Annotated in this window: 19 protein-coding genes and 1 pseudogene; 15 read left to right on the forward strand and 5 right to left on the reverse strand. The window is 26.0% G+C overall.

Features of this window, described 5'->3' with window-relative positions:
* From AAHN02_RS05225 to AAHN02_RS05235, 3 genes and pseudogenes are all read right to left on the reverse strand, one after another.
* Window positions 1–3696: pseudogene (locus AAHN02_RS05225) on the reverse strand (DNA-directed RNA polymerase subunit beta); the annotation flags it as partial.
* Window positions 3697–3997: 301 nt separating this feature from the next.
* Window positions 3998–5023 carry an Mbov_0401 family ICE element transposase-like protein gene (locus AAHN02_RS05230; protein ID WP_342277555.1) on the reverse strand — a complete coding sequence of 342 codons (1026 nt, stop codon included), beginning with the start codon at window positions 5021–5023 and terminating at the stop codon, window positions 3998–4000.
* A 50-nt stretch (window positions 5024–5073) separates the two neighbouring features.
* A complete protein-coding gene (locus tag AAHN02_RS05235; protein WP_342277556.1) occupies window positions 5074–6018 on the reverse strand; it encodes an IS30 family transposase in 945 nt (314 codons plus the stop codon).
* A gap of 585 nt (window positions 6019–6603) precedes the next feature.
* On the opposite strand from AAHN02_RS05235, the gene AAHN02_RS05240 reads away from it, so the two are divergent.
* The 12 genes from AAHN02_RS05240 (at window position 6604) to AAHN02_RS05295 (ending at window position 11768) form a co-directional block, all read left to right on the forward strand.
* The gene (locus AAHN02_RS05240; RefSeq protein ID WP_342277557.1) at window positions 6604–6930 is read left to right on the forward strand and encodes a hypothetical protein; all 327 of its coding nucleotides are present in this window, start codon (window positions 6604–6606) and stop codon (window positions 6928–6930) included.
* A gap of 2 nt (window positions 6931–6932) precedes the next feature.
* A complete protein-coding gene (locus AAHN02_RS05245) occupies window positions 6933–7154 on the forward strand; it encodes a hypothetical protein (RefSeq protein ID WP_342277558.1) in 222 nt (73 codons plus the stop codon).
* Entirely contained in the window at window positions 7154–7315 is a 162-nt protein-coding gene (locus AAHN02_RS05250; protein ID WP_342277559.1) for a hypothetical protein, read from the forward strand. Before AAHN02_RS05245 ends, AAHN02_RS05250 begins: the two co-directional genes overlap by 1 nt.
* A gap of 3 nt (window positions 7316–7318) precedes the next feature.
* Window positions 7319–7480, forward strand: coding sequence for a hypothetical protein (locus AAHN02_RS05255; protein ID WP_342277560.1), 162 nt, complete (start codon window positions 7319–7321; stop codon window positions 7478–7480).
* Window positions 7481–7590: 110 nt separating this feature from the next.
* Window positions 7591–7827, forward strand: coding sequence for a hypothetical protein (locus AAHN02_RS05260; protein ID WP_342277561.1), 237 nt, complete (start codon window positions 7591–7593; stop codon window positions 7825–7827).
* A 23-nt stretch (window positions 7828–7850) separates the two neighbouring features.
* The gene (locus tag AAHN02_RS05265; RefSeq protein ID WP_342277562.1) at window positions 7851–8834 is read left to right on the forward strand and encodes a hypothetical protein; all 984 of its coding nucleotides are present in this window, start codon (window positions 7851–7853) and stop codon (window positions 8832–8834) included.
* Window positions 8835–8840: 6 nt separating this feature from the next.
* On the forward strand, window positions 8841–9125 hold the full coding sequence (locus AAHN02_RS05270; protein ID WP_338968736.1) for a hypothetical protein: 285 nt from the start codon (window positions 8841–8843) through the stop codon (window positions 9123–9125).
* A 2-nt stretch (window positions 9126–9127) separates the two neighbouring features.
* Window positions 9128–9376 (forward strand): hypothetical protein, encoded by a 249-nt coding sequence (locus tag AAHN02_RS05275; RefSeq protein ID WP_338968164.1) that lies wholly within the window; start codon window positions 9128–9130, stop codon window positions 9374–9376.
* Between the two features lie 160 nt (window positions 9377–9536).
* Window positions 9537–9791: a hypothetical protein gene (locus AAHN02_RS05280; RefSeq protein WP_342277563.1), complete on the forward strand. Its 255-nt coding sequence runs from the start codon at window positions 9537–9539 to the stop codon at window positions 9789–9791.
* Between the two features lie 172 nt (window positions 9792–9963).
* Complete coding sequence (locus AAHN02_RS05285; RefSeq protein WP_342277564.1) at window positions 9964–10146, forward strand: hypothetical protein; 183 nt, start codon at window positions 9964–9966, stop codon at window positions 10144–10146.
* 52 nt (window positions 10147–10198) lie between these two features.
* Window positions 10199–10456, forward strand: coding sequence for a hypothetical protein (locus tag AAHN02_RS05290; protein ID WP_342277565.1), 258 nt, complete (start codon window positions 10199–10201; stop codon window positions 10454–10456).
* Between the two features lie 361 nt (window positions 10457–10817).
* Window positions 10818–11768 carry an IS30 family transposase gene (locus AAHN02_RS05295; protein WP_342277566.1) on the forward strand — a complete coding sequence of 317 codons (951 nt, stop codon included), beginning with the start codon at window positions 10818–10820 and terminating at the stop codon, window positions 11766–11768.
* A 12-nt stretch (window positions 11769–11780) separates the two neighbouring features.
* Here the strand turns inward: AAHN02_RS05295 and AAHN02_RS05300 are convergent, their stop codons facing one another.
* Entirely contained in the window at window positions 11781–12167 is a 387-nt protein-coding gene (locus AAHN02_RS05300) for a helix-turn-helix domain-containing protein (RefSeq protein WP_342277567.1), read from the reverse strand.
* A gap of 67 nt (window positions 12168–12234) precedes the next feature.
* On the opposite strand from AAHN02_RS05300, the gene AAHN02_RS05305 reads away from it, so the two are divergent.
* The 3 genes from AAHN02_RS05305 (at window position 12235) to rpsT (ending at window position 14561) form a co-directional block, all read left to right on the forward strand.
* Complete coding sequence (locus AAHN02_RS05305) at window positions 12235–13548, forward strand: Mbov_0401 family ICE element transposase-like protein (RefSeq protein WP_342277568.1); 1314 nt, start codon at window positions 12235–12237, stop codon at window positions 13546–13548.
* 157 nt (window positions 13549–13705) lie between these two features.
* Window positions 13706–13987 carry a hypothetical protein gene (locus AAHN02_RS05310; RefSeq protein ID WP_342277569.1) on the forward strand — a complete coding sequence of 94 codons (282 nt, stop codon included), beginning with the start codon at window positions 13706–13708 and terminating at the stop codon, window positions 13985–13987.
* Between the two features lie 304 nt (window positions 13988–14291).
* Window positions 14292–14561: a 30S ribosomal protein S20 gene (gene rpsT / locus AAHN02_RS05315; RefSeq protein ID WP_342277570.1), complete on the forward strand. Its 270-nt coding sequence runs from the start codon at window positions 14292–14294 to the stop codon at window positions 14559–14561.
* Between the two features lie 74 nt (window positions 14562–14635).
* Here the strand turns inward: rpsT and AAHN02_RS05320 are convergent, their stop codons facing one another.
* On the reverse strand, window positions 14636–15958 hold the full coding sequence (locus tag AAHN02_RS05320) for a hypothetical protein (RefSeq protein WP_342277571.1): 1323 nt from the start codon (window positions 15956–15958) through the stop codon (window positions 14636–14638).
* Window positions 15959–15971: the final 13 nt, after the last annotated feature.

The following is a 15971-nucleotide window of genomic DNA, read 5'->3' on the forward strand; positions in this document are numbered from 1 at the left end:
TTCATCTTCTTCATAATTTAACATCTTATGTTCTTTACCATCTTTAGTTTTTAAAACAACATTGATTGATAAACCTTGTAATTCTTTAATTAAAACATTAAATGACTCAGGAATTCCTGACAATGGCAATTTTTCACCCTTAGCAATTTTAGTATATAACTTCGTTCTTCCAATAATATCATCAGATTTAATTGTTAATATTTCTCTTAAAGTATGAGCCGCCCCATAAGCTTCCAAAGCTCATACTTCCATTTCTCCAAATCTTTGGCCACCATTTTGTGCTTTTCCACCTAATGGTTGTTGAGTGATTAAAGAATATGGCCCAACATTACGAGCATGAATTTTATCTTCCACCATATGTGATAGTTTTAACATATACATTACACCAACAGATATTTTATTACCAAATGTTTCACCTGTTTGACCATCAATTAAAGTTTCTTTTCCAAAATTATCCATCTTGGCTTCTGTCATAATGGCAATTAATTCTTCATTACTTACGCCTTCAAAAACTGGGGTAGCTACTTTTAACCCTAACTTTTTAGCAGCCATTCCCAAATGTAATTCTAGTACTTGACCAATATTCATTCGCGAAGGAACTCCTAAAGGATTTAACATAATATCTACAGGTGTACCATCAATAAGATGGGGCATATCTTCAATCGGTAAAACTTTAGAAATAACACCCTTATTACCGTGTCTTCCCGCCATTTTATCACCTTCTTGAATTTTTCGTTTTTGAACAACATAGATTTTAACAATTTCTAATACCGAAACTGGTAAATCATGTCCATCTTTACGAGAAAATCTTTTCACAGCTTGAATAATTCCCGCACCACCATTTGGAACAATTAAAGAATTATCTTTAACATTACGAGACTTTTCACCAAAAATAGCTTGTAATAATTTATCTTCTGCTGACAGTTGGGTTTGTCCTTTAGGTGTTACTTTCCCAACAAGAATATCGCCTTCTTTAACTTCCGCACCAACCATTACAATCCCATCAGCATCTAAATAACGACGCATACTATCTGGAATATTAGGAATTTCACGAGTTATTTCTTCTTCACCTTGTTTTGTTTGGCGACGTTCAATAGTATATTCTTCAATATGAATTGATGTAAAGACATCATCATATACTAAGCGTTCACTAATAATAATCGCATCTTCATAGTTATAACCATTTCAAGTTGTAAATGCCACCATAACATTTTGACCTAACGCTAATTCACCTTTTTCCATTGAAGCACCATCAGCTAAAATTTGACCTTTGCTAACAGTATCACCTGGTTTTACCAATGGTGAATGAATTAAAGCCGTACCACTATTACTACGATCAAAACTATTTAATTCATAAACTTTAACTCGTTCCTTATGCTTAATAGTAATTTTTTTACTATCAACATAATCAACAATTCCATCATCTAAAGAAATAATTGCTAATCCTGAATCTCTAGCAGCAGCATGCTCCACACCCGTACCTACTAACGGTGATTGTGGTTTAATTAAAGGGATTGCTTGACGTTGCATATTAGCGCCCATTAAAGCACGGTTAGCATCATCATTTTCTAAAAAAGGAATACAAGATGTCGCAATGGAAACAATTTGTCGTGGTGAAACATCAATATAATCAACTTCATTGTTAGGCGCAATAATATTTTCACCACTAAAACGAGCAGCAACTTGCTTTTCAATAATCTTTCCTTGATCATCAATTGCAATATTTGCTTGACTAATAACATAATTTTTTTCTTGATCTGCCGTTAAATAATGATTAACTTCAAATACAATACCATTATTTACTTTCCGATATGGCGTTTCAATAAAACCATATTTATTAATATGAGCGTAAGTTGATAAATTATTAATTAAACCAATATTTGGTCCTTCAGGAGTTTCAATCGGACAAATTCTGCCATAATGCGAGTAGTGCACATCACGAACTTCTATACCAGCTCGTTCACGAGATAATCCCCCCGGACCTAACGCAGTAATTCTTCTTTTATTAGTTAACTCTGATAACGGATTAGTTTGATCCATAAACTGTGATAACTGTGATAAGTTAAAAAACTCACCAATAACAGCTGTTAACGGTTTATTATTAATAATATTTGATGGCTTAATAACAGAACTATCAGCAGTTGACATCTTTTCTTTAACATTTTTTTCAATTCTTGCCATTCCAATCCGAAATTGATTTTGTAATAACTCACCAACTGTTCGCACACGACGATTACCTAAATGATCAATATCATCAATATTTCCCAAATCTTTAGTTATATTTAATAAATATGAAAAAGAAGCAATAATATCTTGAATCGTAATATGTTCCATTTTATTACTTGGATCAACACCTAAAATTGCAATACTATCATCAGGATTAATCATTTCATTATTAGCATAAACTAAAACTCTTTGAATTTTATTATGACTTTTAATATCTGGATGAAAATTAATTTCTTGCAACATTGCCCCAGCATTTAAAATCGTATGCAACAATTCTAAATCTTTTTTAGTAATTAAATATCCCTTTTTAAAAACAACATTACCTTTAACATCTTTAATATCTTCAGCCAAAATCCGATTTAATAACCGATCAACAATTGATAACTTTTGAATCAATTTAAATCGGCCGGCTTTAGTTAAATCATATTTTCTTTTATCAAATAATAATCCAAAAAGAAACTTACTAGCACCATCAACAGTTGCTGTTTCCCCTGATCGAATTTTTTTATAAATTTCTTGAACCGCAAATTCTCAACTATCTTTTTCTAAACCACTAATATAATCACTTTCATAAGTGTCAATTAATAACTGATCATCATTATACAATGCTAATAAATCATCTTTTTTTAAACCTAATGCTGTAAACAAAACAGTAGCATTAGTTTTTCGTGACTTATCAATTTTTACTTGAAAAATATGTTTATATAAATTATTTTGTTTATTTTTAACCTTTTTAATATGACTTTCAAACTCTAATCATGTTCCCCGTGAAGGGATAATATCATTAAAATAAATAATTTTTCCTGTTTTCAGATCAATATTCTTTTTGTAATAACTTCCTGGCGATCTTACTAATTGCGAAACAACAACCTTTTCACTACCATTAATAATAAAAGTTCCTTTATCGGTCATCAACGGAAAATCACCTAAAAAAACTTCACCGACTCTTCAAAGGGTATAATCAACTAACATTTCTTCTTCATCTTGCTTTTTAATAATAATTTCAATAGCAATTTTATCATCAGCATTAATATCTTCAAAATAAAAAACATTATCATCTTGTTTTGATAATACTGGATTTTTAAAACCAAATTCTTCTCTTACTCATAATAACATTGCTTGATCTGGCGTTTTAGCAATTTGACTATTAATTCTTTCATCATCTTTAATAACAGTTAATTGCAATTTAGCATAAATTGGTACTTCATAAATCTTTGATTCTTCTTGTGCTTGTTTTAAGTTGCGTCGTGGTTTTTTTACTTCTCAACTTAACAATGATAATATTGTCTTACCTTCAGGGTCAGTTATTGGAAATATTTCATCAAAAACCTCCTGAATGCCATCTTTCATAAATCATTGATAATTATCAGTTTGTACTTCAATCAAATTGGGTAATTCTAATTTCCCTGAAACTTTGGAATAATCTCTTCTTTGAACATAATCTCCAAAATGTTTCATCTTAAATGCCATTAACAAATCCCCCTTGTTTTTCATAACTAAAACTATATAATTTTATACTAATTATACTCTTAAATCAATACATACTTTTGATAAGGTCGTTTAGTTTTCTTAGGTATTGCTTTGAAGAAGTAAAACAATCAGCTAATTATATTATTTAATTACTAAACTAACCCTGCCTTTCTTGCTATTGTCATTTTTATTCATCATTATTTTATCATATTATTAAATTTTTACACAATAAAAAATTATTAATTTTATTAAATTTTTTTTAATTTTAACTAATATTTTTAATTTTAACTAATATTTTTACTTACTTAAATCTATTGTATTTATTTGTTACAGCATTACCTTTATAATTAATTCAACTATCATCATTTTTCTTATTATATTTATTTCATAATGAATTTTTATATATTTCTTTTCTGATTTCTATTTCTGAATTAATATTTTCATTAATGTAATGTAATACATTTAATTTGTTTAAATTTGCCATTCTTAAATGTAATAAGTTATTTAAATTCTTATGATTATATATTTTTGCTCCATAGCCTAATTGTTGTTTTACCAAATGCGATACATCACTTTCAATGCTACAACCGATATTTCATTCTAAATTTTGGTTATGAATACCGTGCTTATTGTTTTTGAAATAATTACTCGCCTTTCTTAAATTTGTTTTAATATCTTTATTTAATTCATTTTTAGCAACATTACGAATGTTTTTTACCAATTCTTGATGATTTCCATTTTTATATAATTCAATTCAACTATTTAGTGTTACTTTACGATTTTCAAAAATAATATTAAATGCAGTTTGTTTTAATTTTTTAACAGCATGATAACCATCCAAAATATATCTAACATTACCAAAACTATTGGCAATTTCTCTAATTCAAGTAGCACCATCGCCACAAACAATTATTTTGTTATAATTAATATTCACATAATGTTTTTGCAATTCTTTAATTAATAAATCACGATAATCCATCGTATTTATTCGTTTATTAACTTTTAACATTAGAAAATGACCCCGTTTATTTTCTAATTCTCTACGAGAATTTTTGTACTTTTTTTCTTTATGTCCGGTATGAAAAGTAACTAAACGAATTCTTTGGTCTTGTTTAACTTTATTATCTAATGTTGCTAAAAACGTCTCATCTAGTTGAATATATAAATCCTTATTTTTGACATTAATTCTAGTTTTAGTTTCTTTTTCTGCTAATTGAAAATATTCAGCAATATCATATTTATTTAAAATGCTTGAAATACTAGCTTTTGAAATATAACAATGATTTAGAGCATCTAAGACATCGCGGTATCGTTTACCATCGCCCAAAAGACTTAAAACTTTAAATTGAACATGTCAAATTGTAAAGTTAAGTGCAACTAAATTATTTTTCTAACCAAATATTCGATTGGCGAAAGATAATTTAGTATTTTTCTTGGTCTTTGGTTTAAAGACAATATAAATTTATGAACTGCATTTTTAGTAGTGTTTGAAAAATTAAATTTTTTAGGAAATTTTTCTCTAATTAAACCATTAGTATTTTCATTAGTACCTCTTTGTCAAGGTGAATATGCATCAGCAAAATAAATTTTCACATTTAAATTTTTTTCAAGTTGTTGTCAATTAGCAAATTCTTTACCCCTATCAAATGTTATAGTCTTAACAAGATTATTTGGAAGAATTGATAAATAATGACTAATATTTTTGTTAATAACTTTAGTAGTTCTATTTTCAACTAATATTGCTAAAATAAATCTTGATGTTCTTTCAACTAAAGTTATTAAACATGATTTACTTTTACCTCGTGATGATACTACAGTATCACCTTCTCAATGGCCAAGAGTTATGCGATTATTAACATTTCGTTCTTTAATGGATTTACCATTAAATTTACCCCGATTTTCTTGAGATTTTCGTTTCTTACCTTTTCTTCTTAAATTTTTACTAGTAACCTTTTCAAGTAATCCAGAATAAATTCAATTGTAAATTGTTTTAAAACTAATAATTCATTCTTGATGAAAATTTTTAATTCTGCCATAAATTTGTTCAGGCGATCAACCTAATAATAATTTTTGTTGTACATATTTTACTAATTCTCTATTTTTAAATTTATGAAAATAAACATGTAATTGTTTTCTATTTTCTGCTTTATTTTGTGCAATTAATGAAAAATAATGATTATTATCTTTATTTCTATTAACTTCTCGATTAATAGTACTAATACTTCGATTAAGATTTTTAGCTATTTCACTAATTTTTACTTTAAATTTCAATTGATTCTCAATATAAATTCTTTCATCTATGCCAAGATGTTTGTATCCCATATAAAAACTCCTTAAATTTACTTTTTCTAAAATAAACTTAGCATCATGAAATTTTTATATGAAATCTTTTGCAATTTGGACGCATAAAGTTTTGTTAGGTAGGAAAAGATTTGAATAAGTATTAAGACATTCAGCAATGATTGTCTTTTTATTTTATAAGGTGTTAAAAATTTGTTCTTTGAAAATTAAATACAAGTGAATTAATAATGTTGGTACGTATTAAAGCACGATAAATTGTGGGTGGTCGCCATAACCAAAAGAAGTTTACCAGTTAATAGATAACACCCTATTAGCTATAGCAATTTGTTTCGTTTTGCAATAAAAAAATGAATGGGTGGATTTCCTAAAAATATACACGCTATTAAATTAGTTCCAAGGGTAGGATGCGGATATTAAAGTGTAGAAATTTCTATATAGGGGTATGCTAAGTTTAAAATTATTAAAATCTTTATCTAATAAAAAACAAAATTTACTAACAAAGCTTGTTAAACACTTAAATCTGCGATATATAAGTGTTTAAAAAACTAAGTTAACTAACAACTTAGTTAATATAACTTAGTTTATTCATAAGAAAGGTAATTTACTATGAAAAACATTGAAAACATTTTCTTAAATACTAAAAAATATCTCTTAAAAGAAACACAAAACGCAATGCTTATTAAAGCGCCAAAAATTCCGTGATTTAATGAACAAATCGGCATTTGGTTTCCAAAGCGATTTGTTTATAACGGAAAATACGAAAATTCAATTTGCATTGGAATAATAAAAGATAGTAAATATCAAGTAATTTCAATTAATCAACAAGAACAAGAAACCAAGTTAATTAAAGGTCAAGAATTATTAAGTTTCTTCATTGCTGAAAAAGAAAACAACAAAAAAGATATGAATTATAACTATTTTAAAGGAGTTTAAAAATGAATATTGCAATTGGACTCATATTTATTATTATCAGCATAATGCTGTCGGCATATTTTGCTTATAAAATTTATGCCAAAATAAAAATTAGAATTAAATATAAAAATGCCATTAAAAATAATACTGGTAATTTCACAAAAAACGAGAAAGTATTTATTGCTCGCTTTGAAGAATGAGTTAAAGCCCCTAATTCAAAAGAAAATAACGAGCATAAAAAATAATGTTTTGAGAAATTATTATGGAGTTCTTAAAACTGTTTGTTCCGATAGAAAAAATGCCTGCACAAGTTGCTTTTATTGCCGGATTAATTATTATCATTACTTTTCTTTTCGCGTTAATTTCAATTATGTATTTATCAATAAAAATGATTTTTGGGAGATAAAAAATGACAGTAAATTTAAAAGAATTTAATTGAGAACAAATTAAACAAACTTTCTGAGATTTATTTATTCAAATTACAACTATCCCGGCTCATATTAGTGGAGGCAAAGAAATTAAATTAACCGAAGCACCACTTTTACTTTTAATAGCAAATATTGCTTTTTAATTCTTGACAGCAATTATGGTGTGATTTATTCTCATGTTACTTTGAAAAACCATATCAGTATTTAGATAAAGACAAATGACGAATGCCTTAAGAAGAAAGGGGGTGATTATATGATTGGAACTTTTTTGGCCGATGCACCAGTAAAAATAACAGCTAGCGATGCGATGACTAAATTGTGAAATGCAATTATAACAGCGTTTACTAAAATGTGAGAAATTATTGCCGTTAATATGCCGCAAGTCGGTAACTTCTTTGCCGACTACTGAATATTCATTTTTCCATTTATTTTGGCAATCTTCTTTATTTGCTTTAAAATGTTTGAAAAATTACTTGGCGCAGTCCGCTAACAAAAAATAAAGTGAGGTGCAAGATGAAATTTTGCAAATGAATAGTAGAAAAAAATAACCATTTTATTGAATTGAATCGCACCTCATTTTTAATTTTATGACACTGAGGAGCAATTTGATATATTTACAACGGTTATTTTAAAAACATTATGAGTTATTTATTTTTAGCCGGTTGTATTTTAATTTTCCTTTTCAAAATCGTTAATTTAACACAAATTAACAAAGTTATTAATTTCTTAAAAAATTCACCGTTAAATATTGTGATTGGTTCATTAGGAACTGGAAAAACCGCCTTTCTAGTATATGCATCAAAATTATTAAAAAAGAAAAAATATCACATCGCCGCAACCTTTCCATTACTAGAAACCCAAAAATTAAGTTTAGGACATATGGGATTATTAGACTTTGATTATCCGGTATTACCAGATAAAACCTTACTGTTATGAGATGAAACCAATTTATTTTTAGAAGGAACTGATTGAGAAAAAAATAATACCAAAAACGAAGAAACCGGTATCCAAGAATATTTCGCTCTGGCACGCCATTTCGGCCATATTGTTCTCGCTAGCGGTCAAAGAGATAAACATATATGAGTTAAAGTTCGGGATATTGCCAATAATGTGATTGTGGGAATTCGTAAAAAACCCGTTAATATTTTTCGCCCCTACTTAAAAGTTATCTATGGCACCTTTACGAGCATTGAAGAATATGAACGCTGACGAAACACCTTAATTGATGCTAAAAATAGTAAAAGGGGGCGTCGCATTAAATATCGTGATATTCCTGAACTTGATATTTATTTTTTTAAACTAAAAATTCCTTTACCAATATTAAACACTTACAATTCTTTTTACCTAGCATTTTTAAGAGATTACTTAAATGCAAAAGTAAATCCTGACTATGAAGATAAATACTATAATGACACAGCAATTGATTTAGAAGACTTAGAATATTTAAAAATGGATAAATTTAGCAAATTTTTAAGAAAAATGAAAGAAAAGGAATAATAAAAAATGGAAAATCTCGCAAAAATGGCCGACTTTCTAGCTCAAATGCTTTATAAAGTTTTTGACTTAATTTGAAGTTTAGAGGTGCCAGGAACGAATATTCAACTAATATTTCCTTTATTCTTAACGCTGGCTGTAGAATTTCTTATGGCAATTATTCTAGGTTTTGGTAGTCAACAAGTTAATTTAGAAAAACAACGCCAATATGCGGTTAAAAACAAAGGTCGTTTAAGTGCGTGAGGAAAAGCTAAAAAACAAATAAAACCAATAAAAACAAAGCAAGGGAACTAACAATGTTTAAACTAATTATTATTTTTATCTTAATAACTGTTCTTGGACTATTAGCTGGTAGCCATTTTGAAACTTTAACAAACTATATTAGCGAAGGCCTTGCCAATTTTAAAAAGTTTATTACTAGCAATTTAACAATTTTAGAACTATTTAAACCAATGGCTCGGACATTTTCGCAACACCCAATTTTTACCATTCTTGGTGTCACTTGTGTACTTATTGCTTTATTTATTGTGATTAAAGGACGATAAAAATATGAAAGGAGAATTAAAATGAAAAAACTTTTAGTAAAATTATTTAAAAAAAGATAATTCAAAAGAAAAAATGCCATTAAAATTAAGAATTAAAAATTATTTTAAAAAGCAGTAGTTAAAAATAGTATTAAATATCATTTTCATTTTTATAAGTTTATTGATTTGTGCATTAACAGCAATCGATACTAAATGAATAACTGGAACAAGTAACGAATTTAATGATTTTATGAATAAACAGATGGTTGATTTCTTTGGCAAGTTCAATAGCGGTATTATGCTAGCGGGAATATTTGTTTTTTGATGAGGCGGAGCAATATATTTTGCAATTAAATTTGAAAAATTAATCCGCTTGATTATTCAAAAAATTAAAGCAAAAAGAGCCTTAAAAAATAAAATCACACAAGCTCATTAATTTTTTAAAAAGATATTGGAGCAATTGATAAGTTAATGATTATAGGTTATTCCTTAGTATGAGTCACCATAACAGAAATATTAAACTTTTTAATTCGTTTTATATTAAAAAAGATTAAAACTAAAAGAATAATGAAAAATAAAAATTTTAAAAAGGAGTGATAAAAATGTTTATGAAAATATTTACCGTTTTAATTATTAGTTTCAATAACATTTTTACTATTCCCCAAAACATTAACAACGAGAAAACGACAGTGCAACTAGTTAGAAATAAAAGAGAAAGCAAGGAAACTTATGAATTAAACTTAAAAAAAGGATTTGTTTACTTAGTAAAAAATAGATGAAAAAAAACCTAATACTGATATAAAATGGAATTTATATATACATACACAACAATGACCAATAAATATGCCAAACTGAATAAAAATTGATGCAATACCGCCAATTAACGAAAAAACAATACATAGCATAATAGATAATTACCACGCAAAAAACGAAGATATTCTTGATGAACTTACAAAACTCAACTTTAATATCAAGTATGATGAAATTGAAAACGGTAATATTCAAAAAAAGGAAATCGTTAATCTAAAAATAACAATATTAAAAAATCCCACTTGGACACAACTAATAACAAAAATTGAAGGTCAAATATTTAATAACTAAATTTAATACACACTGTTAAAATTACTATTAATTTATAATAGACTTGGTACATAACCCTCAATTTTATCTACTATTTTGATAATATTATCTTCTAGGTGAGGTAGAAATATTAGATAAATACAAAGATAAAAATGAATTTTATAGTCGGGTAGATGCAAAATGTTATAGTTATGTACCAAGTCTAATGAAAAAAAACGATTTAAAAAACCAGTAATTTTAGTTAATTACTGGTTTGATATTTTTCTTATTTTAATGCTGAATTATACTTGTAAGTGCAAGTAAATAAAATTGCAAAAAATCTCATATAAAAATTTCATGATGCTAAGTTTATTTTAGAAAAAGCAAAGCAAGGAGTTTTTATATGGGATATAAACATCTTGGCATATATGAAAGAATTTATATTGAGAATCAATTGAAGTTTAAAGTAAAAATTAGTGAAATAGCTAAAAATCTTAATCGAAGTATTAGTACTATTATTCGAGAAGTTAATAGAAATAAAGATAATAATCATTATTTTTCATTAATTGCACAAAATAAAGCAGAAAATAGAAAACAATCACATGTTTATTTTCATAAGTTTAAAAATAGAGAATTAGTAAAATATGTACAACAAAAATTACTATTAGGTTGATCGCCTGAACAAATTTATGGCAGAATTAAAAATTTTCATAAAGAATGAATTATTAGTTTTAAAACAATTTACAATTGAATTTATTCTGGATTACTTGAAAAAATTACTAATAAAAATTTAAGAAGAAAAGGTAAGAAACGAAAATCTCAAGAAAATCGCGGTAAATTTAATGGTAAATCAATTAAACAACGAAATGTTAATGTTAATAATCGTATAACTGTTGGCCATTGAGAAGGTGATACTGTAGTATCATCACGAGGTAAAAGTAAATCATGTTTAATAACTTTAGTTGAAAGAACATCAAGATTTATTTTAGCAATGTTAGTTGAAAATAGAACTACTAAAGTTATTAACGAAAACATTAGCCATTATTTATCAATTCTTCCAAATAATCTTGTTAAGACTATAACATTTGATAGGGGTAAAGAATTTTCTAATTGACAACAACTTGAAAAAAATTTAAATGTGAAAATTTATTTTGCTAATGCATATTCGCCTTGACAAAGAGGTACTAATGAAAATACTAATGGTTTAATTAGAGAAAAATTTCCTAAAAAATTTAATTTTTCAAATACTACTAAAAATGCAGTTCATAAATTTATATTGTCTTTAAACCAAAGACCAAGAAAAATACTAAATTATCTTTCACCAATCGAATATTTGGTTAGAAAAATAATTTAGTTGCACTTAACTTTACAATTTGGCTATTTTTTCAAGTAATCCAGAATAAATTCAATTGTAAATTGTTTTAAAACTAATAATTCATTCTTTATGAAAATTTTTAATTCTGCCATAAATTTGTTCAGGCGATCAACCTAATAGTAATTTTTGTTGTACATATTTTACTAATTCTCTATTTTTAAACTTATGAAAATAAACATGTGATTGTTTTCTATTTTCTGCTTTATTTTGTGCAATTAATGAAAAATAATGATTATTATCTTTATTTCTATTAACTTCTCGATTAATAGTACTAATACTTCGATTAAGATTTTTAGCTATTTCACTAATTTTTACTTTAAACTTCAATTGATTCTCAATATAAATTCTTTCATCTATGCCAAGATGTTTATATCCCATATAAAAACTCCTTGCTTTGCTTTTTCTAAAATAAACTTAGCATCATGAAATTTTTATATGAGATTTTTTGCAATTTTATTTACTTGCACTTACAAGTATAATTCAGCAATATGAAAAATTAGATGAATACTTATATAAATATCATTATCGGTTAAAACAAGGTTATAAAGTAGTTCATTTTGCACCAAGAACAATTATTACAATTTTTGGTGATGTTACTTTTAAACGACGCCGATATAAATATTGAAATCAAAAATCAGGCAAATTTGAATATGTATGTTTGTTAGATAAAGAAATTGGTTTATTGCCCAAACAACGCATTTATTTTGATGTCCAATTTAAGGTTTTAAATCTTTTGGGCGATGGTAAACGCTATCGCGATGTTTTAGACGCTCTAAATCATTGTTATATTTCAAAAGCTAGTATTTCAAATATTTTAAATAAATACGATATTGCTGAATATTTTCAACTAGCAGAAAAAGAAACTAAAACTAGAATTGATGTCAAAAATAAAGATTTATATATTCAACTAGATGAGACATTTTTAGCAACATTAGACCATAAAGTTAAACAAGACCAAAGAATTCGTTTAGTTACTTTTCATACGGGACATAAAGAAAAAAATTACAAAAATGCTCGTAGAGAATTAGAAAACAAACGAGGTCATTTTCTAATGTTAAAAATTGGTAAGCGAATAAATACGATGGATTATCGTGATTTATTAATTAGAGAATTAAAAAAACATTATGTGAATATTAATTATGACAAAATAATTGTTTGTGGCGACGGTGCTACTTGAATTAGAGAAATTGCCAATAGCTTTGGTAATGTTAGATATATTTTAGATGGTTATCATGCTATTAAAAAATTAAAACAAACTGCATTTAATATTATTTTTGAAAATCGCAAAGTAACACTAAATAGTTGAATTAAATTATATAAGGATGGAAATCATCAAGAATTAGTAAAAAACATTCGTAATGTTGCTAAAAATGAATTAAATAAAGATATTAAAACAAATTTAAGGAGGGCGAGTAATTATTTCAGTAATAATAAGCACGGCATTCATAATCAAAATTTAGAATGAAATATCGGTTGTAGCATTGAAAGTGATGTATCGCATTTAGTAAAACAACAATTAAGATATGGAGCAAAAATATATAACCATAAGAATTTAAATAACTTATTACATTTAAGAATGGCAAATTTAAACAAATTAAATGTATTACATTACATTAATGAAAATATTAATTCAGAAATAGAAATCAGAAAAGAAATATATAAAAATTCATTATGAAATAAATATAATAATAAAAATGATGATAGTTGAATTAATTATAAAGGTAATGCTGTAACAAATAAATATAATAGATTTAAGTAAGTAAAAATATAAATTAATATATATTAGTGAAAATTTAATAATATTAATAATTTTTATTGTGTAAAAATTCAATAATATGATAAAATAAAAACGAATAAAAATGACAATAACAAGAAAGGCGAGGTTAATTTAGTAATTAAATAATATAATTAGCTGATTGTTTTACTTCTTCAAAGCAATACCTAAGAAAACTAAACGCGACCTTGCAATTTTATTTACTTGCACTTACAAGTATAATTCAGCATATAATCATAAGAATTTAAATAACTTATTACATTTAAAAATGGCAAATTTAAACAAATTAAATGTATTACATTATATTAATGAAAATATTAATTCAGAAATAGAAATCAGAAAAGAAATTATAAAAAGTCATTATGAAATAAATATAATAATAAAAATGATGATAGTTGAATTAATTATAAAGGTAATGCTATAACAAATAAATATAATAGATTTAAGTAAGCAAAAATATTAGTTAAAATTTAATAAAATTAATAATTTTTCATTGTGTAAAAATTCAATAATATGATAAAATGGTAACGAATAAAAATGACAATAGCAAGAAAGGCAGGGTTAGTTTAGTAATTAAATAATATAATTAGCTGATTGTTTTACTTCTTCAAAGCAATACCTAAGAAAACTAAACGCGACCTTTTTTAAGTAACTAGTTTACTAAAAAACAATTATTTGCTATAATTACTTTTGGTTTTATAATAATAAAATAAACTAAGGAGACAATGATGGCAAATATCAAATCACAAATTAAACGCGCAATAACAAATGAAAAAGCAAGACAAAGAAATGTTCATATCAAATCAACAACAAGAACAGCAATTAAAAAAGCTAAAATCGCAATTACCAGTAATGAAACTAATATGCAACAAACATTAAATCACGCTATTTTAATGCTTGACCGTGCAGAAAGTAAAAATATTTTTCACAAAAATAAAGTTGCCCGAATAAAATCTAAACTAACTATTAAAGCTAATAATATTAAAGAAACTAATTAACTAATTAACAAAAAAGAGTGCTAACTAGCACTCTTTTTTGTTGTCTTACTTGTTTTTTTGACTAGCAATAAAAACTATAAATCATGCTTTTTATTATTTTCATCCTGCTTTTCAGCTTCTAAAATTAAATCTTGGTCAAATAATGATGCATCAATAACATACGATTCACCTTTTAATGTTGCCTGCAATGCTTTTTGATATTCCAAATCCGCTTGCATTAACTTATCACGATCCAAACGAGGATTAATGGAAAATACAATAAAAATTAGTAATATCGGAATAATAGCACTACCAGCACCCACAATTTTTAAAACCCGATAAACTTGAAAACTAGAACTACTTCAAATTTCCTCTAAGACACTATCAACATTATGAACTTGATCAAAAGCATTTTTAAAAAACTGAACAAACGAATTATAAGATAAAAATCCAAACACACCATAAATAGAATTAAAAAGAATAGCACTAATGGCAAATATTAACATCATTGGTTGCATTCGATATTTATCTCTTAAAAATTGTGGTTTTTTAAAGAAAGAATAAGTTAACATTGCATAAGTTAAAATTTCTAAAATTATACTTCACATTGACAAATTTCAAGCAATAGACGCTGGCCGAAAATTAAAACTTTTTAGCTCAACTAAATTATCTTTTAAAATAACATCAGTTAACTTAATTTCAGCAACAAAACCATAAACATTAATACCAATAACAATAGCCAACAAAAACATAAAAACATAACTTAAAACCCTTTTAAAAAACGGCATTGCTTTAGGTTTACCAGTATATGGATAAAAACCTTGATTATTTGCCGGATGAGTTGGCAATTTTAAACCTTGCAAATTAATTAACTGTTCATTAACTTTTTTTTGCGAATCAGCCTCAGTTGCTTTTTCGCCACTATCTTTTAAAATTTGAGAATTATTATTAGAAATTTGTTCAGAATTATTATTCTGACTAGTTACTAAAACATTATCGTTTTTTAATAATTGCTTTTGTAAATTTGAATCAATATTTGATAATTCTTTAACAATATCAAGAGAAATCACTGTTGGTGTAACCAATTCTTGTTTTGATATTTGAAAAATATTAAGAATATAAGTTTGTAAAAAATTATAATCATTCTCAATAGTTTCTAAGGTTAAATTATCATCTTTAACAATTTTTATTTCTTCATCTCTTAAATCAGCTAATACTTGCACAAAACTTCTCGCATAGCGTTGCCCTTCATAATTAGCGGGATGCTCTTGTTCTAAAAATAAAAGACTATTAACTAATCGTAAAAAATAAGTATAAAATTCATCATCCTTAATCACTTTAAGTTTCAATTTAGAACTTTGTAAAATATTAACTAATAAATTAACAATATTTTCATAAGTATTTTTGCTATTATTCATTAATAAACTCACC

It is taken from the genome of Spiroplasma endosymbiont of Nephrotoma flavescens, from assembly GCF_964030835.1.
Classification (GTDB): domain Bacteria; phylum Bacillota_I; class Bacilli_A; order Mycoplasmatales; family Nriv7; genus Nriv7.